27 protein-coding genes and 2 pseudogenes are annotated in these 20199 nt (G+C 39.2%); 20 read left to right on the plus strand and 9 right to left on the minus strand.

Translation table 11 applies throughout. From position 1 onward, the window contains the following. Together AN486_RS12595 and AN486_RS12600 are read left to right on the plus strand one after the other, a co-directional pair. Positions 1-279, plus strand: a pseudogene (locus AN486_RS12595) (IS4 family transposase); the annotation flags it as partial. A gap of 234 nt (positions 280-513) precedes the next feature. Beyond that, positions 514-1131: a hypothetical protein gene (locus AN486_RS12600; protein ID WP_290600917.1), complete on the plus strand. Its 618-nt coding sequence runs from the start codon at positions 514-516 to the stop codon at positions 1129-1131. 42 nt (positions 1132-1173) lie between these two features. Here the strand turns inward: AN486_RS12600 and AN486_RS12605 are convergent, their stop codons facing one another. Next, a complete protein-coding gene (locus AN486_RS12605; RefSeq protein WP_290600918.1) occupies positions 1174-1299 on the minus strand; it encodes a hypothetical protein in 126 nt (41 codons plus the stop codon). Between the two features lie 161 nt (positions 1300-1460). Here AN486_RS12605 and AN486_RS12610 point away from each other — a divergent pair, with 161 nt between their 5' ends. The 7 genes from AN486_RS12610 (at position 1461) to AN486_RS12640 (ending at position 6040) form a co-directional block, all read left to right on the plus strand. After that, positions 1461-2315 carry an ATP-binding cassette domain-containing protein gene (locus AN486_RS12610; RefSeq protein WP_290600919.1) on the plus strand — a complete coding sequence of 285 codons (855 nt, stop codon included), beginning with the start codon at positions 1461-1463 and terminating at the stop codon, positions 2313-2315. Continuing rightward, positions 2272-3126, plus strand: coding sequence for an ABC transporter permease (locus AN486_RS12615; protein ID WP_290600920.1), 855 nt, complete (start codon positions 2272-2274; stop codon positions 3124-3126). Before AN486_RS12610 ends, AN486_RS12615 begins: the two co-directional genes overlap by 44 nt. A 19-nt stretch (positions 3127-3145) precedes the next feature. After that, positions 3146-3604, plus strand: a complete 459-nt coding sequence (locus AN486_RS12620) for a MarR family winged helix-turn-helix transcriptional regulator (RefSeq protein WP_213801320.1) — start codon at positions 3146-3148, stop codon at positions 3602-3604. Beyond that, positions 3570-4838 carry an MFS transporter gene (locus tag AN486_RS12625; RefSeq protein ID WP_290600921.1) on the plus strand — a complete coding sequence of 423 codons (1269 nt, stop codon included), beginning with the start codon at positions 3570-3572 and terminating at the stop codon, positions 4836-4838. Before AN486_RS12620 ends, AN486_RS12625 begins: the two co-directional genes overlap by 35 nt. Positions 4839-4924: 86 nt before the next feature. Next, positions 4925-5344, plus strand: coding sequence for a XisH family protein (locus tag AN486_RS12630; protein ID WP_271822923.1), 420 nt, complete (start codon positions 4925-4927; stop codon positions 5342-5344). Next, a complete protein-coding gene (locus AN486_RS12635; protein ID WP_271822924.1) occupies positions 5332-5667 on the plus strand; it encodes a XisI protein in 336 nt (111 codons plus the stop codon). The genes AN486_RS12630 and AN486_RS12635 overlap by 13 nt, the downstream gene beginning before the upstream one ends. A 235-nt stretch (positions 5668-5902) precedes the next feature. Continuing rightward, positions 5903-6040, plus strand: a complete 138-nt coding sequence (locus AN486_RS12640) for a hypothetical protein (RefSeq protein WP_199924297.1) — start codon at positions 5903-5905, stop codon at positions 6038-6040. 131 nt (positions 6041-6171) lie between these two features. Here AN486_RS12640 and AN486_RS12645 read toward each other — a convergent pair whose 3' ends face one another. From AN486_RS12645 to AN486_RS12660, 4 genes are all read right to left on the minus strand, one after another. After that, on the minus strand, positions 6172-6489 hold the full coding sequence (locus AN486_RS12645; RefSeq protein WP_053540179.1) for an antibiotic biosynthesis monooxygenase: 318 nt from the start codon (positions 6487-6489) through the stop codon (positions 6172-6174). A gap of 106 nt (positions 6490-6595) precedes the next feature. Then, on the minus strand, positions 6596-7195 hold the full coding sequence (locus tag AN486_RS12650) for a thioredoxin family protein (protein ID WP_053540178.1): 600 nt from the start codon (positions 7193-7195) through the stop codon (positions 6596-6598). Positions 7196-7282: 87 nt separating this feature from the next. Continuing rightward, positions 7283-8191, minus strand: coding sequence for a TauD/TfdA family dioxygenase (locus AN486_RS12655; RefSeq protein WP_053540177.1), 909 nt, complete (start codon positions 8189-8191; stop codon positions 7283-7285). Positions 8192-8235: 44 nt separating this feature from the next. Beyond that, positions 8236-8907, minus strand: a complete 672-nt coding sequence (locus AN486_RS12660; RefSeq protein ID WP_053540176.1) for a glutathione S-transferase family protein — start codon at positions 8905-8907, stop codon at positions 8236-8238. A 138-nt stretch (positions 8908-9045) separates the two neighbouring features. On the opposite strand from AN486_RS12660, the gene AN486_RS12665 reads away from it, so the two are divergent. From AN486_RS12665 to AN486_RS12675, 3 genes are all read left to right on the plus strand, one after another. Then, a complete protein-coding gene (locus tag AN486_RS12665; RefSeq protein WP_053540175.1) occupies positions 9046-9225 on the plus strand; it encodes a hypothetical protein in 180 nt (59 codons plus the stop codon). Positions 9226-9287: 62 nt separating this feature from the next. After that, complete coding sequence (locus AN486_RS12670; protein WP_053540174.1) at positions 9288-9641, plus strand: DOPA 4,5-dioxygenase family protein; 354 nt, start codon at positions 9288-9290, stop codon at positions 9639-9641. Between the two features lie 10 nt (positions 9642-9651). Then, positions 9652-10305 (plus strand): HAD family hydrolase, encoded by a 654-nt coding sequence (locus tag AN486_RS12675; RefSeq protein WP_053540173.1) that lies wholly within the window; start codon positions 9652-9654, stop codon positions 10303-10305. 67 nt (positions 10306-10372) lie between these two features. Here the strand turns inward: AN486_RS12675 and AN486_RS12680 are convergent, their stop codons facing one another. Both AN486_RS12680 and AN486_RS12685 read right to left on the minus strand, forming a co-directional pair. Further along, positions 10373-10687 carry a type II toxin-antitoxin system RelE/ParE family toxin gene (locus AN486_RS12680; RefSeq protein ID WP_053540172.1) on the minus strand — a complete coding sequence of 105 codons (315 nt, stop codon included), beginning with the start codon at positions 10685-10687 and terminating at the stop codon, positions 10373-10375. Beyond that, positions 10684-10950 (minus strand): hypothetical protein, encoded by a 267-nt coding sequence (locus tag AN486_RS12685; RefSeq protein ID WP_053540171.1) that lies wholly within the window; start codon positions 10948-10950, stop codon positions 10684-10686. Before AN486_RS12685 ends, AN486_RS12680 begins: the two co-directional genes overlap by 4 nt. A gap of 100 nt (positions 10951-11050) precedes the next feature. Between AN486_RS12685 and AN486_RS12690 the strand changes: the two genes are divergently transcribed. The 3 genes from AN486_RS12690 (at position 11051) to AN486_RS12700 (ending at position 12585) form a co-directional block, all read left to right on the plus strand. Beyond that, the gene (locus tag AN486_RS12690; RefSeq protein WP_367142437.1) at positions 11051-11266 is read left to right on the plus strand and encodes an HAD hydrolase-like protein; all 216 of its coding nucleotides are present in this window, start codon (positions 11051-11053) and stop codon (positions 11264-11266) included. A gap of 78 nt (positions 11267-11344) precedes the next feature. Next, positions 11345-12142 carry a hypothetical protein gene (locus AN486_RS12695; RefSeq protein WP_053540169.1) on the plus strand — a complete coding sequence of 266 codons (798 nt, stop codon included), beginning with the start codon at positions 11345-11347 and terminating at the stop codon, positions 12140-12142. Between the two features lie 101 nt (positions 12143-12243). Continuing rightward, positions 12244-12585, plus strand: coding sequence for a DNA-binding protein (locus AN486_RS12700; RefSeq protein ID WP_053540168.1), 342 nt, complete (start codon positions 12244-12246; stop codon positions 12583-12585). An 85-nt stretch (positions 12586-12670) separates the two neighbouring features. Here the strand turns inward: AN486_RS12700 and AN486_RS12705 are convergent, their stop codons facing one another. Beyond that, entirely contained in the window at positions 12671-13033 is a 363-nt protein-coding gene (locus AN486_RS12705; protein WP_053540167.1) for a four-helix bundle copper-binding protein, read from the minus strand. Between the two features lie 412 nt (positions 13034-13445). Further along, entirely contained in the window at positions 13446-13613 is a 168-nt protein-coding gene (locus AN486_RS12710; RefSeq protein WP_257720877.1) for a PLP-dependent transferase, read from the minus strand. Positions 13614-14019: 406 nt separating this feature from the next. Between AN486_RS12710 and AN486_RS12715 the strand changes: the two genes are divergently transcribed. The 5 genes and pseudogenes from AN486_RS12715 (at position 14020) to AN486_RS12735 (ending at position 20151) form a co-directional block, all read left to right on the plus strand. Continuing rightward, a complete protein-coding gene (locus AN486_RS12715; RefSeq protein ID WP_290600922.1) occupies positions 14020-15363 on the plus strand; it encodes an LLM class flavin-dependent oxidoreductase in 1344 nt (447 codons plus the stop codon). 107 nt (positions 15364-15470) lie between these two features. Continuing rightward, positions 15471-16835 carry an LLM class flavin-dependent oxidoreductase gene (locus AN486_RS12720; RefSeq protein ID WP_053540165.1) on the plus strand — a complete coding sequence of 455 codons (1365 nt, stop codon included), beginning with the start codon at positions 15471-15473 and terminating at the stop codon, positions 16833-16835. Positions 16836-17113: 278 nt separating this feature from the next. Continuing rightward, a pseudogene (locus AN486_RS12725) lies at positions 17114-18003 on the plus strand (hypothetical protein). 235 nt (positions 18004-18238) lie between these two features. Next, positions 18239-18901 (plus strand): PHB depolymerase family esterase, encoded by a 663-nt coding sequence (locus AN486_RS12730; RefSeq protein WP_039203915.1) that lies wholly within the window; start codon positions 18239-18241, stop codon positions 18899-18901. 251 nt (positions 18902-19152) lie between these two features. Next, positions 19153-20151, plus strand: coding sequence for an aldo/keto reductase (locus AN486_RS12735; RefSeq protein WP_053540163.1), 999 nt, complete (start codon positions 19153-19155; stop codon positions 20149-20151). The last annotated feature ends 48 nt before the right edge of the window (positions 20152-20199 follow it).

Below are 20199 nucleotides of genomic sequence, written 5' to 3' on the forward strand. Positions count from 1 at the left end.
TTAGTATTATTGATTGTCATTGCTTATAGTTTAGCCACTATGCACGGTCAACGGATGAAAAAATTAGGTATAGAGACTTATGCCGGACGTATTCAACAACATCAGGACAAGTACCCACGTCAAAGTGATTTTAGCTTTGCTCTCTACGGACAACTATGGATTTATGGTATGGAATTATGGGCTGATTTAGCTCTGAATTTAATCAATCTCAAGCCTCATAAACGCCTCTTTTTTCAACGGGGCTTTCAGGCTCTATCCCTTATGAAACAAGCTCTTTAGCCGCCTTGTCACCCGTTAAGAGCACAAAATAACCATTTTGAAATAGCATTATTCCTATCTGGAGTAATTAATACAATTAATCCTCAACAAAAATTTGGCTATTATGTCATAAGTAATGGATATAATCGAAAAATCATTTATTACAAAGATTTTCTTAGAGATTTTATTATTTCTTCTGAGAATTCAGAACTCTTTACTACTGGATATAGAGAATATTCTGCTGGCAATCATGAAATGGCAATTGATTGTTTTTCAAAGGCAATTTTGGAAAAAATAAAATTGGCATCTTTTTTAGTTAAATTTGGAATAGAAACATTAGATGCTACTGCAAGTATCAAATACTTAACGAAAGCTATAGAATTAGATAATAATTTAACATACAATTACAGATTGTTTGAAAAATTAGGTATTGCTTACTATAATCTCGCAAAAGCAAATTCACAAAAACTTAGCGATATTCTTGAAAAATCAATCATCAATTTTCAAATAGCACTTGACTTAAATCCAGCCAACCCAAACTTATACTATTATTTAGCTAATGCAAAAATTGATCAAGCCAATGTCAATCCGATTTTTTTACTAGAAATATTAGACTTGCTTAATCAAGCAATAGAACTAAATCCATTATATGAGGATGCCTTTATTTTAAGAGGGAGAACTTACAGCTACTTAGGTTGTTTTACTGAATCAATAAACGACTATATTAAAGCTATTGGAATAAATCCAAGAAATGAAAATACTATTGCATCTTTGAAAATACAACAGTATAATCTATCTTTACAGAGGGATCAAGATAAAATAATCTCTATTAAAGATTTAAATAATTGGATGAAAGGAAATTATGAAGGTTAACTAACATTTTTTTAACCATCAACTTTATAATTCAGTTCATGTTCATCTCCCGGTAGCCGTCGAAATGGGTGTCTCAAAAATAGTAATCTCTAAATCTTGGGAAGAAATATCCAGTGGTTGTAATCGTTCAAATAATAGAGGGATTAGCTGTTTTTTTTGCTTCCACACTCTGCCCCTCAAGCATACTGAATTCTATAATGGTATAAAGAACGCCTACACCAGTGCTGAAAGCGATCGCTATTTCCCAATGGCTCTTGACTTTTAGCAGAAATATGCCAAACTAATATTTAGATAGTCTAATTATTTGAATAAGGAAGTAAATCCGACTCGTGACGAAACTTACGGGAAGAATAGAATCTGCGGAAATACCTGCACAAGTTCCAAAGTCAGTAATACTGCAAACCTTGGAACTGACGCGCCGCTTTGAAAAATCAACAGCCGTTGATGCTTTAAATATCTCCGTTGCATCGGGAGAAGTTTTTGGTTTACTTGGTCCCAATGGTGCGGGAAAAAGTACAGTAATTAAAATGTTAACAACCTTGCTACCAGTCAGTAGCGGGAAAGCATACTTAGCCGGTTATGATGTGACTCATCAACCTGATGCAGTCAGAAGAGTCATAGGTTATGTACCCCAGGCTTTATCAGCAGATGGGACTTTAACAGGTTATGAAAATCTGTTAATATTCTCTAAATTGTATGATATTCCCCCTCGACGCAGAAAACAGCAAATCGCTGAAGTGCTGGAATTTATGGGTTTGGAGGATGTAGCACATCAGTTAGTGAGAACTTTTTCTGGGGGAATGATTCGGAAACTGGAAATTGCTCAAGCCATTTTACATCAACCCCAAATCTTATTTCTAGATGAGCCAACAGTCGGATTAGATCCAGTTGCAAGAACACAAGTATGGCAACTTGTACAGCAACTGCGGATTGAGTACGGTACAACCATCTTTTTAACTACCCACTTTTTAGAAGAAGCAGATCATCTTTGTAATCGAGTGGTGATTATGAATCAGGGTAAAGAAATTATCACCGGTTCACCGTCAGATTTAAAAGCCGCTATTGGGAAACCAGAAGCAACCTTAGATGATGTCTTCATCCACTACGCAGGAAATCAATTAGTATCAGGAGTGAGTTATCGTGAGACTGCAAGAACCAGACGTACCACTCAACGGTTGGGTTGAACCCAGATATAATCGCCCCAACGGGATTTTTGCTAATATTAAAGAACTATTTACTAAAACCCTGGTAATTACTGAATTGGAAGTGCGAAAACTCCGTCATGATCCTAGTGATTTAGTAATTCGGGCTGTACAACCGGCTTTATGGTTACTCATATTTGGGCAAGTATTTACTCGGACTCGTGCTATCCCTACAGGTAATTTACCTTACTTGGATTTTATGACTCCCGGTATTTTGGCTCAGAGTGCGCTGTTTGTTGCTATTTTTGCTGGGGGAATGACATTAATTTGGGAACGGGATTTAGGGATTTTGCAGAAATTCTTAGTTGCACCCATACCCCGTGCAGCGATTGTCTTGGGCAAGGCTTTTGCGGCTGGGATTCGTTGTTTTTCCCAAGTGGTGTTTATTTACCTTTTAGCGTTTTTGTTGGGTGTACACCTCAATCTCAATCCTTTGGGTTTCTTGCAAGTTGTCCTAGTCATATTTTTGGGAGCAGCTTGTTTTTGTACCTTTTCACTGATCATCGGTTGTTTGGTGAAATCGCGGGAAAGATTTACAGGAATTGGACAATTAATCACCATGCCCTTGTTTTTTGCCAGTAATGCCATCTATCCTATTTCATTGATGCCAACGTGGTTAAAATTCATTTCCCACTTGAATCCTTTGACTTATGAAGTGGATGCTTTACGCGGTGCAATGCTGGCAAATGGCTCAAGTATTTATGGGTTTGGGTTAGATTGTACAATTCTCTTGCTAACATTAATAGGTTTAACCTACATCTGTGGCCGACTTTATCCACAGGTGGCAATGTAATCTGGAGAAAAACGGTCTTATGAGTTTGGATAAACCCTCTGAAGAATGTGCCGCTAGGGTGATGGAAACTGTCCCCTTATTGATGCGGTTTATCCGATCTGAAATGCGATCGCACAGTTCTGACTCTTTATCTATACCACAATTGCGATCGCTCGCTTTTCTGAATCGCAATCCTGGTGCTTCCTTGTCTGAGGTAGCAGATCATCTCGGAGTCACCTGTGCTACAGCATCCACAACTATAGAAAAATTAGTCCAACGTAATCTGGTGCAACGGACAGATAATCCTCAAGAACGACGACGAGTAGTCCTGAATTTGACGAGAGAGGGAAAACTGCTTTTAGAGCAATCCCAGGAAAAAACTCGCGGGGAAATTGCGGAAATTCTGGAGGGTTTGACACCAGAGCAAGTATCACATATTGAATCAGGCTTGACTCTACTAAAAAATGTCTTCGAGCAAACAGAAACCAACTCACCATAACAGTAAGGCTGCACAACACGATCCTTTGGCAGCCATGAGATTTCGAGATTATCGGCTCTTTACCATTGGGCGTGTAGTCCTCTTCACGGGGGGACAAATGCAGACGGTAGCACTGGGCTGGGAGCTATATGAGCGAACAAATTCAGCGATGGCTTTAGGTGGAATCGGGTTGGCGCAGGTTCTCCCCATGATTGCCCTAACTTTGATTACGGGTCACGTTGCTGATAAAAATGACCGGAAAAAGATTACTTTATATTCAATGCTGCTATTAATGTTTTGTTCTCTAACTTTAGCGGCTATTTCCTATTATCAAGGTGCAGTTTTTCTAATTTATGCTTGCTTATTATTAATAGGTGTAGCTAGGGCATTTCTCAAACCTGCTGGTGATGCGCTGATGTGGCAGTTAATACCGATGAGTGCTTTTACTAATGCAGCGACTTGGAATAGTAGTAGTTTTCAATTAGCGTCAGTAATTGGGCCAGCTTTGGGAGGATTTAGTATTGCTCTGTTCAAGAATGCGACGGGAGTATATATATTATCAGCGATCGCAGCACTATCATGTTTTTTCCTCACCGCAGCCATTAAACCCCAAAAAACCAACTTTAAGAAAGAACCAATATCCCTGAAAACCCTAGCTGCTGGGGCTGAATTTGTTTGGAATAATCAACTAATTCTCGCAGCTATTACTTTAGATTTATTTGCTGTTTTGTTGGGTGGTGCAGTGGCATTATTACCCGTTTTTGCCAAAGATATTTTGCACGTTGGGCCTGTGGAATTAGGTTATTTACAAGCCGCTCCATCCATAGGTGCATTAATTATGGCTGCATTGTTGGTATATTTACCACCTATCCGCAAAGCTGGCCCCGCCTTACTTTGGTCGGTTGTCGGCTTTGGGATTGTGACAATTATTTTTGGACTGTCTCGTTGGACATGGTTGTCGTTGTTGATGTTGGCATTAAGCGGGGCGTTAGACAGCATTAGCGTGGTGATTCGTCATACTTTGGTGCAAATTCGCACTCCTGACCATTTGCGGGGTCGAGTTGCGGCTATTAATAGTGTGTTTATCAGTGCTTCTAATGAGTTGGGGGGTTTTGAGTCTGGTTTGACTGCGGCTTTATTTGGTCCGGTGTTTTCTGTTGTTGGTGGGGGTATTGGGACGATTTTGGTGGTGGTTGCAACGGCTGCAATTTGGCCGGAGATTAGGAAGTTGGGGGCGTTGCATGAGGATTTATAGGAGAAATAGTCTCACGCAGAGGCGCAGAGTCACAGAGAGGAAGAAATGAGGTAATATAAAAGTTAGAAACAGAATTAGGGATCAGTATGTCGGCTAAAGATGTCTTTCATCAAGTTGTCAAAAAAGCTCTACAGAAGGACGGTTGGCAGATTACTCATGATCCCCTATCAATTAGTGTAGGCGGGGTAAATCTATCTATTGATTTAGCCGCTGAAAAGCTGATTGCAGCGGAAAGAGAAGGAGAAAAAATTGCTGTTGAGATCAAAAGTTTTTTGGAGAGATCATCTGCAATTTCGGAATTTCATACAGCGTTAGGACAGTTTATTAATTATAGAGGTGCATTAAGAAGAAGACAGCCAGATCGTGTTTTGTATTTAGCAGTACCTTTAACAACCTATAAGACATTTTTTAATCTTGATTTTCCTAGAGATATGATTGAAGAGAATCAAGTCAAAATGATTATTTATGATGTAGAGCATGAGGTGATTGCAGAATGGATAAACTAACTAGATATCGTCAGCTTGTACAGCAAATTTTACAAGAATACAGCGAACAAAGACCTGCTAATGGAAATATAGAAGTTGAGACAATTTTTGATACACAACGTGACCACTATCAAATAGTTCATGTAGGTTGGGAAGGTCAAGAATGGGTACATAGTTGTATTATTCATATTGATATTAAATGTGAAAAAATTTGGCTGCAATGGAATGGTACTGAAGATGATATTGCAAATAATTTGGTTACGGTGGGAGTTCCAAAGGAAGATATTGTCTTGGGTTTTCAGTCTCCTTTTATGAGGAAGTTTACAGAATATGCTGTGGGTTAGGTGTCTTGTTGAAAATGTCGAGGATTTCGCGTAGTGGATTGCGAGTATAAATAAAAGCAATTAAGCTTAGATCACCAAGATGATTTAACTCATTATTCAATTCGAGCAGATTATGAAAATTTTTCTTTCAAAGAAGATTATAAATCATTTTCATATCTTATGGGAAAAAAGCTGATTACTCCTCTTCCCATTGAACAATCTAGAATCTGGCCATTTTCTGACAAAGAAGAAAATTGTGTTGAGTTCGTTAGCGGCTTTATTTGGTCCGGTGTTGTCTGTGGTTGGCGGGGGTATTGGGACGATTTTAGTGGTAGCTGCGACGGCGGCGATTTGGCCGGAGATTAGGAAGTTAGGGGCGTTGCATGAGGATTAATTGTCAGAATCAGGATTTCTAGGATTTGAGGATTTACAGGATTTAATTTTTTCATCCTGTTAATCCTGGACATCCTGATTCAGACAAGATATAGATTAGATTATCTAGGAAATCTCATGAGAGAAATTGATTTATGGAAACTGAAAAGACGATTCTGAACCGAAGTTTTCATAATGATGAACCCAACATTCAGTTATATACTTTTCCATTCCTTCTGGAATAACTGCTTGATGCCAATTTTCGCCAGCAAAATCTTCGACAAATTGCTCATTTTCCCAAATTGAAATCATCACATATTCTTCGGTTGCCCATTTTGTTGGTCTGCCAATAGTGACAGACACCAAACCTTGATATGACTTAACAAGTGGGATTGATACCTTCAGGAATTTTGACTCAAATTCTTGATGAAATTGCAATGGAACTCTGACCCGAAAAATGCGGCTGATCATTTAAGTTTTTGGGTATTTAGGTTACTGATAAAATATCCTACAGAAAAATAACAGTAATATCAGCAGGTATTGGTAAAGTTTCACTTTTTATCCATAAAATCCCTAACTACCCAACCGTCACCGGAACTTTATAATAAACCGGCTCATTCCCCGCTTTCCATTTGATATTACAACCAATACTCGGCTTTTGCTGCCAAATAATTTCCTGATCTGCTAAAACATAATTAATCGCTTTCCGTAAATCTTGTCCAGTCACAGGTAAATCATTTTTTGGACGACTATCATCTAATTGTCCTCGATAAGCCAGCTTTCTATTAGCATTAAATACAAAAAAGTCAGGAGTACAAGCTGCAAAAAAATCTTTAGCCGCTTTTTGACTTTCATCATAAAGTAAAGAATAAGATAAATCTAATTCTTGAGCAAAATCTTTAAGTAATTCTGGTGCATCATGAGGATGAGTATTAATATCATTAGAACTAATTGCTAAAAAACCCACATTTCTATTTTTGTAATCTTGTCCTAATTTTGCTAATTCAAATTTGATATGTTGCACAAAAGGACAATGACGACTAACAAATATAACTACTAATACTTTTTTATCAGCAAAGTTTGCCAATGAAATCGTTTTACCTGAAACCACATCTGGGAGATTAAATTTAGGTGCTAAAGTTCCCAAAGGTAACATTGTCGAAGGTGTTAAAGCCATAAAATCCAACTCCTTAAATTATCAAATTCATGATCAAAATGGTGTATTACCTTTTGCGGTAACACACCCTCTAAAGTTAGCCTGTGATTAAGCTGCTACAAGATTGGGAATATATGCCGAAGAATCTCCTTTAATTACTTGACTATACTTACCGTCAATACCTAAAGGAAGATCACCAGCAATGGTTACACGCTGCACACGACGGGGTTGATCTCCATAGTCGTCAATGGCATAATGTTGAGTAGCACGGTTATCCCAAAAAGCCACATCACCGACTTTCCAGCGCCAACGCACGGTATTCTCAGGTCGTGTAATATAAGATTGCAACAAGCGAATAATATCCCCTGATTCAGTTGGAGATAAACCGCGAATTTGCCGCACAAAACCACCAATAAACAAGCCCTTTTCCCCAGATTCAGGGTGAATTCTCACCACTGGATGCAGGGTTTCATACACCGTTGAAGTAAACACATCTCGGTAAGATTTCACTTCTTCAGGTATATCAAAGGCTGTGGCATAATCATAAGTATTGCTATGTACAGCCCAGAGTTTGTCAGCTAAATTACGCAAATGCTCCGGTAAATCTTGGTATGCAGTCACCGAATTTGCCCAAATAGTATCCCCTCCCGCTGACGGAATTACCAACGCCCGCAAGACCGAGCCAAGGGGCGGACGATCTACAAATGTGACATCGGTGTGCCAGTTATTGGCACGAGCAACAGTGCGGCTGTAATCTAAATCCAATACTTCTGGATGTCCAGGAAGTGATGGAACTGTCGGATGTGCGGTAGTGATTTCACCGAAACGACGGGCAAAATCTACTTGTCCATTAGCATCAAGTTCTTGTCCACGAAAGAAGATGACTTTATATTCAACTAAGGCTTTTCTAATTTCGCTGATGATTTCATCACTGAGGTTTTCAGCTAGATTAACACCTTTAATTTTTGCCCCAATACGTCCAGCAATTGGTTTAACTTCTATGTTTTGATAACTCATAAATTTGTGTTCTCAATTTAGGAATAGTTGAATATAGCGTTTGACTAAGCAGCCACAGGAACAGGAGCAGCAAATTTAGCATATCGCTCAATATAGAACTCTTTGGAGTGAGCGATCGCTTTCACTGATTCACGTTCTTTAAGCGCGTGTTTCCACTGTTTCAAACGAGTGAATTCAGCAGGAATACCAAAGCCACGATAATGTTTAAGAGCAGCCCATCTTTCAAACCAGGGGAAAAAGGTAAAATCAACCAAACTGATAGATTCACCAAACCAGTAGGGACCATCTCCCGAAAGTTTTCCTAAACCTTCATTTTCAATAAATTCTAGATGTTTGTAGAGTTCTTGTTTAGCTTCCTCTTGCTTTTGAAAATCTGGACTACGTAATAGAGTAGAAAAAGCAGGAACTAATCTAGTATTAGCAAAATCTATCCAAATTCGAGCTTGAGCTTTTGCAATGGGGTTGGTAGGTAAAAGCGGTGGGTTAGGAAATACTTCATCCAGATATTCATTAATAACTGCTGATTCCCAAACTCGGTTTTCTCCATGAGTAATTGCAGGTACTTTTCCATAAGGAGAAACTTTTGTAAAACCTGCTGGTTTATTCTGCAAATCAATTTCAATCAAATCGAAATCAATACCCTTTTCTTGAAGTACCAAGCGGGTACGGTGAGCATAAGGACAAACAACCGCACTATAAATCTTAATGTCAGCCATGTTGGAGTTCCTTTGTAAATTAGGATTTGTGTTGGGGTATGGGGAATTTGTTGACATCAAAAACCCAAATCTTAAATAATTTAGATGTAGAGACGTGACCTGGGTAGGGATTCTCGTCTCTACATTCTTTTCCACCAGATGTCTAATACCAAAACTAGCGCAGACATGACTATTGCCAGTTATCTGTGCATCACCCGTGACGGGTTGGGACAAAATAAAAACTACAGTTTGTTGACCGACTTATCGGTGTTTGTTTTAGTAGTATTACATGACCAGAAAGAAAATTCAAGTGGTTTAACTAAATTTATGGCTGACTAATGATTAGTATATCTAAATAATTGTTAAGTTATACTTGAGGATAAGAAGTAAAATCAAGAACTATGAATACAAATACTGATATTGCTGGTTTTCATGCACATATTTACTTTGATACCGCTAGTCGTGAAACGGCTGCTCGTGTAAGAGAAGGTTTAGGTGCTAAATTTGATGTAAGATTGGGACGTTGGCATGAACAACCTGTAGGACCACACCCCAAATCCATGTATCAAGTAGCTTTTTTACCACATCAGTTTGGTGAAGTTGTGACTTGGTTAATGCTTAATAGAGAAGGTTTAGATATTTTGGTTCACCCAGAAACGGGAGATGATGTCAAAGATCATACAGATAATTCTCTGTGGTTGGGAGAAAAACTACAGTTAAATATTGAGTTTCTACAAAGGTTAAAAACTATTTGAACTTACAAAAATGCTTTCTCACACAGTCCTTTTTGACCTAGATGGAACTCTCACTGATCCTAAACAGGGGATTACTCGCTGTATTCAGTATGCTTTATCGGAACTTGGTTATAAACCACCAGATGCTAATGAATTGCTTTGGTGTATTGGACCACCACTGAAAAGCAGTTTTTCCCAGTTATTGCAAACCGCTGATGACACATTACTGGAGAAAGCAATTTTACTATATCGTAGTCGCTTTTCTACGATTGGGTTATTTGAAAATTCTCTTTATCCGCTAATTCCCGAAACTCTAAAAACTATTCGTGCTGCTGGTTATCAGACTTTTGTAGCAACTTCTAAACCTCAAATTTATGCTACACGCATTATTGAATATTTTGATTTAGCACCTTTTTTTGATGGTGTTTATGGTAGTGAATTAGATGGTAATAGAAGTGTGAAAGGTGATTTAATTTCCTACATTATAGAGAGGGAAAGTCTTTTACCTTCTACTGTAGTTATGGTAGGCGATCGCTTACATGATATCATCGGAGCTAAGAAAAATAATATTGCTTCAATTGGTGTGACTTATGGCTATGGAAGTAGGGAAGAATTGGAAACTCATAAAGCTGATTTAATTGCTGATTTTCCAGATGAGATTCCTACATTACTACCTTTGATTTGATCGCTCAACTCTGATCACTATTAAAAGCGATACTTACAGAAAATTATACTATGGCTAATAAACATCATTATGACTCTTCACTTAAATAAGATTGGCGACTATTACGAACATGAATAATGGCGATAATATCTTCTTCGACTACAAACAAAACTCGATATTTTCTTTGTTTTCCAATCCAGAGTTGACGAACTTCACCACCAATTACTTTTGCTTCTGGTGCTATGGTACAGCGATTAGGAAATTTTTTTAATGATGCTATAGCATCTTCAAGTTCATAGTACCAATTGTTTGCTACTTCAGGACTCAGATTATCGCACATCCAACGATAAGCAGTTTCTATTTCTTGAAAAGCTGTAGGTTGAATAATAACTTGGTAATTCATGAGCGAGGAGGAATATTAAATTTGTTTTTTAGGGTTGCTAAAGCTTGATCCGCTGGTATTCCTTCACCTTGCTTAAATTCATCTAGTCCTTTACGAATACCTACTATTGTTTCTAAGTAATCAATTCGTTCTAAGAGTTCTTGATATGTACTTAGAGGCTGTTTTGAGGTTGTTTTCAGTGATTGTAAAAAACTCAGCAGATCCTCTAGGAGTTCGTTGGGGGTGTTGTCAATTTCTTGTAAGAGTAACTCTTTGATAGTCATTACAGTTAACTGTGAAGATTGATGTTTCTATTATAGTAATATCTTGGCTGTGATCGTGTAAGGAATATCGTAAGCGTTCGATAACTGTATAGAAAGTGCAATAGCGAAGCTCCGTAGGAATCTCGAAATGCTGCTGTACGCAGATCGCCTACATGATATCATCGGAGCTAAGAAAAATAATATTGCTTCAATCGGTGTGACTTATGGTTATGGAAGTAGGGAGGAATTGGAAAATCATAAAGCTGATTTAATTGCTGATTATCCAAAGGAAATTCCTACATTACTGCCTTTGCGAGAGCGTTCAATAACGGTATAATCCGTAAGTTCTTGTATAATCAAAAAAGCAATTCCATAGGCTGCCTGTTCTAATGAAATTTACTGGAGACTCTTCTGGATGGATTTACGCGACGATTTTTCTCCAAAAACTAAAGATTTACTTGCAAAACGTGTTGGTTATCGCTGTTCTAACCCTTCCTGCCGTAAGCTTACTAGTGGTCCTCACGAAGATGTAATGAAGGCAGTCAATGTTGGCGTTGCTGCACACATTACAGCAGCATCATCAGGAGGTCCTCGTTATGATAAATCACTGTCTTCTGAACAGCGCAAGTCAATAGATAATGGAGTTTGGTTGTGTCAAAATTGTGCCAAACTTGTAGACAATGACCGAAATCGCTACACTCTGGAAGTGCTAAGTGGCTGGAAGCAAGTAGCTGAAAAAACAGCAACTCTTGAGATTGAGGGTAAAGTTCCTAAATCTGTCGTTTCGGATAATTTACTTGATAAACAGATAGAGGCTTATCAGAAGTTATATTATGCAGTAAAAAAAGCTTCAGGCATAATTGGTGATCTGTTTGCAACAGAAGAATTATCAAATGAAATTAAGCAAGCAATTGCTTTTCATGTCGGGTTAGAAATTGCTGAGTTGACTGATTCTGAAAGCTTTTTTCTGGATCATGAGGTTATTGTTCATACAGTGGCTACTTTTGTTGGCTTGGAAGATATCTTTGATATAAATAATCCTGTTACTCGTCAAGCTGAAATTGATAAATTCAGAAAAAATATTAGAAATGCTTACAGGATGATTGAATCCATTAGAGATACTGGAAAAATAGATCAATCAATTAAAAGCCCCATTGTTGAGTATTTTGACTCTTTAAAACAGATCCAAGATAGAGAGGATCAAATTTACTAGGTGATCACGGACTGACAGTTCACGGGAGGAGAAAGACGAAAAAAAGAAGTTAGTAAAGAGCAAGCAACTGACAACGATAATAGAGAAAAGAGGTAATTATTATGGCACTTACTAGAGACTTTACAGAAACTGTTAACGCACGGGTACAAAGAGATCCTGAGTTTGCGATCGCTCTACTTGATGAAGCTATTTCTCTCTTTCTCAATGGTGAACCAGAAACAGCAAGACTGATTTTAAGAGATATTGTCAATGCAACAGTAGGGTTTGAACAGTTGGCAATTGAAACTTCTAAACCAAGCAAGAGTTTACATCGAATGTTATCCGCAAAAGGTAATCCAACTATGGATAATTTGACTGCAATCTTTAATGTTTTGCGTAAAAATATGAATGTTAATATTAATGTTCAGACAACAGGGGTAAAAACTATTTATGTCAAATCTTGAACAAAAAGCTACAAACGCCCAGACTGATTATAGCCTGAGCGTTTGACCATTGGGTCGCAGATAAACTTCTGCAAGTAAAGAATAATTAAACAGGCATCATTTGCATGGATCTGCACGATTCTGCACATCTACGGCAAGCAGCAGCACATTCCATCATCTTGCTATCATCGCTCATTTTTTCGCAGGTTATTGCACAGCGATCGCACATTTCCGCACACAACATACAAGTGCGATCGCTGAACTCAGAACCAGCCATCATCATATTTGTACACATCATGCACATTTCTGCACAATCTCGCAGCATTATCATCATGGTTATATCCATGTACTTACCACCTTTAGTCATACAGTAAGTCATGGTTTCTAGGCACATTTTATGACATTCCATGCAAGCGTTCACGCATATTTGCATTTCATTAGTCATAGATTTAGTCATCATCATCATCATACTAAATACTCCTTGATTTTTTGATATGTATCTTCAGTCCTGAGCCGGACTAATTACAACGCTAATTAAAAGTTTTTCAAAAATCAATGGGTATGCAACTCTAAATTAAAATTGATAATTCCGATAGAATTGTCGGAGTTTGTGTAGCATTGCTAGATAAATTAATGATATTTTTTTGATGAAGTTCTGATTAAATAAGGGTTACAAACTTTATTTTAAAATTTTTGATTCAGTAAAGTTATCAGCTTTTCAATTAGATATATCTATACATATTGATTTATTAGAAAATATTGATATTTATTATTTCTTAATATAAGACAAAAAACAGCGTTAATTTTTTCTATAAAAGCAGAAATTATTAACTTTTACTAATACACTTCTGCCTTTTTTCTCTCTATCTTATTGCTGATTATCAAGATAGAGAATTTTCTAAATCAGCTTGCAAATCTAGATAATGCTCAATTCCGACTGACAACCTGACCAAATTATCCTTAATACCCCGTTTAAGTCTTTCTGGTTCTGGAAGTGAACCATGAGTCATTTTGGCAGGATAGCAAAGAAGTGATTCAACACCTCCCAAACTCTACTGTATTTGCACTCAGTAGTTAAATAGTGCATTTGAACTATACGCTGTATTCAAATTGAGCGGTCGTACACACTGCACACTGTAGAGTCATCAAATACTTAGAATATCTAACAATTAGCTGCTAACAAATTTAGTTAATCAATTTTTTCTTAAAAGGTACTTGCTTTTTCATGAGAGTTGTGAGATTCTACTATTAATGTACGATAAATCAGTCGAGATACAGTAGTTTATTAATAACCCACCACTAACGCTAATGCGTACAGCTATGGCTAAGGAGTTGAAAAAGCTTTGCTAATAACTAAATATGCAGCAGTTACAGTGGCATAGCTGACAACTGCTATCCCAGAAAATCATTATCATTCTATATTCATCTAGTAAAAAATATTACTTGGAGTCTGATATGGGCAAACAACAAAAACAACTAAGACTAGGTGCATTTTTACCCGGAGCAGGTCAGCACGTTGCAGCTTGGCGACATCCCCAAGCACAAAGTAATGGCGCTCTCAACTTTGAGCATTATAAGCAGATAGCCCAGACAGCCGAGCGCGGTAAATTCGACGCATTTTTTCTCGCCGACGGTTTAGCCTTGCAACATCGTCCCGGTGCAGAAGGACGCACAGCCTTTGGAGGTGACTTTGAACCTGTTACCCTATTTTCAGCCTTGTCTGCGGTGACAGAGCGAATTGGTTTTATCGCCACTGCTTCTACTACTTATGAAGACCCGTATATTCTCGCACGCAAATTTGCTTCCTTAGATCATATTTCTGAGGGAAGAGCCGGCTGGAATGTGGTAACAACTGGTAGTAGTGAAACAGCCGGCAATTTCGGTTTGGAAAACCATCCTATTCACGCAGATCGCTATATTCGCGCCCACGAATTTATTGATGTAGTCAAAGGTTTGTGGGATAGTTGGGAAGACGATGCTTTTGTTCGTGATAAGGAAACAGCTTTTTACTACGACCCCAATAAAATACATGAACTGAACCATAAAGGCAGATTCTTCTCCGTGCGCGGACCATTGAATATTGCCCGTCCACCCCAAGGTTATCCTGTAATTGTGCAAGCAGGTTCTTCTGAAGATGGTAAAGAACTGGCTGGTAGAACTGCCGAAGTTATATTTACTGCTCAACAAACCCTAGAAGATGCTCAAGCCTTCTATGCAGATGTTAAAGGTAGATTAGCAAAATATGGCCGCACACCAGACCAACTCAAGGTTATGCCTGGTGTCTTTCCCGTAGTTGGCATTACAGAGGCAGAGGCAAAAGCCAAGTATCAGGAACTACAGGATTTAATTCATCCTCAAGTTGGTTTGGCTTTATTACAGGGACTTATAGGCACGGATCTTTCCTCTTATCCCCTTGATGAACCACTGCCAGATTTACCAGAAACCAATGATAACAAAAGCCGCCAAGCATTATTAATTGATATTGCCCGCAAACACAATTTTACCATTCGGGAGCTTTATCAATGGATTGCGGGAGCGCGTGGTCATTGGACAATTATTGGGACACCAGTGCAGATTGCAGATCAACTAGAAAGCTGGTTTGTCAATGATGCTGCTGATGGCTTTAACATTATGCCTCCTTATCTTCCTGGTGGACTAGATGATTTTGTTGACTTGGTAATTCCTGAATTACAACGGCGGGGCTTATTCCGTACTGAGTATGAAGGAACAACTCTGCGTGAAAATCTGGGTTTATCTCGTCCAGTTAATCAATATCAAAAGGTATTAGCAGCAGTTTAAATAATTGGGTTTCGCGCAGAGACGCAAAGGAGCAAAGGCGCAAAGTTTTAGATTTTAAATCTCAGGTTGAGCCAATTTGCAATTACACCATACAAAGATAAAAATATATGAGCGCAAAACGTCAGTTTCGGTTAGGTGCATTTATTCAAGCTACTGGTCATCATATTTCTGCTTGGCGACACCCGAATACACAAATAGATGCAGGTTTGAATTTTGAGCATTACAAGGAAATTACTCAAACTGCGGAACGGGGGTTATTTGATGCTGTTTTTTTAGCAGATAGTCCAGGAATTTGGGGTGGTTCTCCTGAAACTCAAAGTCGTAACGGTAAAATTGCCCATTTCGAGCCTGTTACTCTATTTTCGGCTTTATCCTCCGTTACCAAAAACATCGGTTTTATTTCCACTGCTTCCACTACCTACGAAGAACCGTACACATTGGCACGGAAGTTTGCTTCCCTAGACCATTTGAGTAATGGCCGGGCAGGATGGAATGTAGTCACCACAGGGAATGAGAATGCGGCGGCTAATTTTGGACTGGAACATCATCCAGAACACAGCCAACGTTATGAACGGGCTGAAGAGTTTGTGGAAGTGGTGCAAGGATTGTGGGATAGTTGGGAAGATGATGCCTTTATCAGAGATAGAGAATCTGGTGTTTATTTCGATGCCGACAAACTGCACACATTGAATCACAAGGGCAAACATTTTTCTGTTAGGGGTCCGTTAAATGTTAGCCGTCCACCCCAAGGTTATCCAGTTATTGTTCAAGCTGGTGCTTCTGAACCAGGGAGAGATTTAGCCGCACGAACTGCTGAGGTAATTTTTACAGCTAATCAAACTTTAGCCGATGCTCAGGAATTTTACGCGGATGTTAAAGGGCGGTTGGCGAAATATGGACGTTCTCCAGATGATCTTAAAATCATGCCTGGTGCTTTTCCCATCATAGGGCGAACGGAAGAAGAAGCTCAGGAAAAATATGAGTTTTTGCAATCTTTAATTCATCCCGATGTAGCTTGGGGCATTCTCAAAAATTATTACAAAGGCGTGGATTTATCACAATACTCTTTTGATGATTTAGCGCCAGAATTGCCTAGTGATACTAATAATAATAAGAGTCGCTTAAAACTGGTGAAGGATTTAGCTAATCGTGGCGGTCTTACCTTACGTCAATTGTATCTATCTTTGGCGACTGCGCGGGGTCATCGTACCATTTTGGGTACTCCTGAAACCATCGCTGATCAATTAGAAGAATGGTTTATCAATGGTGCGGCGGATGGTTTTAATATTATGCCACCTATCTTACCTACAGGATTGGATGAGTTTGTGAATTTAGTCGTTCCTGTTCTGCAAAAACGCGGATTATTTCGCACTGAATACGAGGGTAGCACCTTGCGTGAAAACCTTGGTTTACGTCGTCCAGCTAATCGTTTTGCTGTTCAACAACAGGAAAAAACATTGGCATTTGCGTAAATGATTCCTACAGATCCCCGACTTCTTTGAGAAGTCGGGGATCTAAACCATCCCGTCAGCACAGACGTTAAAAGCCTACCGGAGTCCATGCAAACTATCGGAAAGTTAAGCTTGTTTAAAAGACAAGAATCTTCAATCTCACGTTCAACACTCAAGTCAAAATCAACAGCACAATCTCCCACAGATTCCCGATTTCTTGAAAATTCATAACTTTTAGATTCTGCAATTGTTTGAGAAGTCAGGGATCTAAGTTGTCTTGTAACTTTTCTAAGGAAAATATGACTAAATATAGCAAATTGAAAAGCTCTCCTTCCGCCGCAGTTAGAGCTAATCTCGATTATCCTGTCATTGATACTGATGTTCACACTAATGACTTTACTCCTGCTCTTGAGGATTATATAGCTCACTACGGCGGTGTGAAGCTGGTAGATGAATTACGCAAGGCTGAATCTTCTCGTCTCAATCCCAAGAGTGAAGGTAAGGACTGGTATCAACAAACTCCAGAAGAACGTCAGAGTAACCGCACAATTCGATCTCCTTGGTGGGCTAGAGTTACCCGTAATACCCTAGATTTGGCTACTTACACTCTCCCCGCATTACTCTACGAACGGCAAGCGGAACAAGGCTCAGACTATTCGGTACTATTCCCCAATAATGCCTTAGCTGCTGCTGGTGCAAGTAAGGAGAATCGGCAATTATTGCAACGGGCAATCAATCACTATCATGCTGATATTTATCGCAAATATAGCGATCGCTTGACTGTAGTAGCTGGTATCCCCATGACTACTCCCCAAGAAGCGATTGAAGAGTTAGAATTTGCGGTAAATACACTAGGTTTGAAAGTTGCAAATATTCCTGGTGGTGTGAAACGTCCAATTAAGGCGATCGCTGATAAATACCCAGCCGAGCAATTTCCTGAAATCGGCAAATATGCTCCTCCGATGTTGGTCACTGGGATGTACCCGATCTTACCGCACCTTTAGCTGAAAGCTGGGATTTGGTCAGAGAAGGCGTGATTTCCGAAGATGACTTCAAGGCTTATGTATTCGGCAATCCTTATAAATTCTACACCCAAGCTAACCCTGATTTCTTCAAAGGTACAGCAGTAGAATCCAAACTACCTAAAACCGAATCTCAACCAGTAGAAAAGGAATTAGTAGCTGTGTAAATGACCTTGTAAACCACTAGGGTAGAGACGTTCCATGGAACGTCTCTACATCAATAGATAATGAAGAAAACGAACCACAGAGGCACAGAGGACACGGAGAAATTAAGAAGAGAGAAGATTAGATCGTAGACGTTCCACTTAACTTCTTTACAAGGCTTCTGGAAAATGTAGATTTAATTTTCACCAGATGTTTATTGTCAGGTATTTGCGAACCCACATTTGAGGATTTAAAACTATGTCAGTTGAAAAAAGATCCCACGACACCAGCAATAGTTCATTACCTTATATTTTCTCCCCTGCTAACACCAATAAACCCGCCCCTCTAGTATTATTTCTGCATGGAGCAAAAGACAGAGGAACAGATATTAATGTTTTACTAAAATGGGGTTTCCCTCTTTTCGTAGATTCATCAGCATCCTTACCCTACGTCTTTGTTGCTCCTCAACTTCCTGAAGGACAAACTTGGGTAGATAGAGCCGAAGATGTAATTGCTTTACTTGATCATATCATTGCCACCCATTCCATAGATCCATCCCGTGTGATCATATCTGGATTCAGCTTAGGCACTGCTGGAGCTTGGCATATCGCCGCTTCCTATCCTGGACGCTTTGCTGGTTTGGTAGCTACATCAGGTCGTGTACCCCAAACATTAGAAGCAACCCAACTAGCTGCACTCAAAGAAATTTCCATCCAAATATTCCAAGGTGCAAAAGACGAAAAACTTTCAATTGAGGGTACACAAAATGTTGTTGATACCCTACGCGAAGCAGGAACAAAAGTAGATTTTACTATATTGCCTCAAGGCGATCATTTTATTGCTGATGAAGTTTACAGTAACCCAACATTGCAACAATGGCTAGTTTCACAAAGTAGTCGCCAGCCGGCTGTAGTAAGTTGAATCAGAGAATTGTAAGAGCAACACCCTTATACCAAATATTATATGAGGCTGCACAGAATTATGAAATCAATAAATTTATCCCTCTTTATCTGTGTTCATCTGCGTTTATCTGCGGTCAATTATTATTGATATCTTATTTTATGCAGCTTCAAATTAATTTGGTACATATATTTAGACCATACTCTTGCATCTCTATTTCTCCGTGCCTGGAGCGCCTCTGCGTGAGATAAAAATTCTACAACTAACATTCTATGACATTACCAACCACCAAACTCGGTCAAACCGGACTCACCGTTTCCCGACTCGTTCTCGGGACAATGACCTTCGGACTACAAACCGATGAAGAAACCTCTATAAAAATCCTCGATACCGCAGCCGAAGCTGGAATCAACTTTCTCGATACAGCCGATGTTTATCCCCTTGGTGGTGGACTACCCACTGCTGGACGAACAGAGGAAATCATTGGCCGCTGGTTAAAAGGCAAACGCGAACATTTTATTGTTGCTACTAAAGCCGTCGGTAAAGTCGGTTCTGCACCTTGGGATCAGGGATCTTCCCGCAAACATATTTTAGATGCCATTGATGCTTCCCTGAGACGACTGGGAACTGATTATGTTGACCTGTATCAATTGCATTCTGATGATGCTTCAACTCCCCTCGATGAAACCCTAGAAGCACTCGATACAATAGTTCGGGCTGGTAAAGTCCGCTATATCGGAGTTTCCAATTTCTTAGCTTACCGACTAGCCCGCGCTTTAGGTCGCGCAGATGTCCGTCATTTGACTCGCTTTGTCTCCATTCAACCCCGCTATAATCTCTTATTCCGGGAAATTGAGCGAGAATTATTACCCCTAGCGCAAGAAGAAGGACAGGCTGTAATTCCCTACAATCCTTTAGCAGGTGGACTGCTGACAGGTAAACATAATCTGACTGAAGGACCCACCACAGGTACTCGTTTTACATTGGGTGCAGCCGCAGAACGTTATCAGGAGCGTTATTGGCATGACCGTGAGTTCAATACTGTGGAAGAATTACGTACAGTGGCGGATTTGGCAGGATTATCTCTCACTACTCTAGCTTTAGCTTGGGTTCTGGCCAATCCGATTATTACAGCCCCCATCATTGGTGCTAGTCGTCCAGAACAACTTTTTGACAGTCTCAAGGCTTTGGAAGTAACACTTGATGACAATTTGAAACAAAAATTAGACGATATCACCGCAGAATATCGTAGGGGAGATTCTCTGCGTTAGGTGGCTTTTGGATGATTTTATTAAACTTTACCGGACGGTTGTTCCAGC

It is taken from the genome of Anabaena sp. AL93 (assembly GCF_001672085.1).
Taxonomy (GTDB): Bacteria; Cyanobacteriota; Cyanobacteriia; order Cyanobacteriales; family Nostocaceae; genus Dolichospermum; species Dolichospermum heterosporum.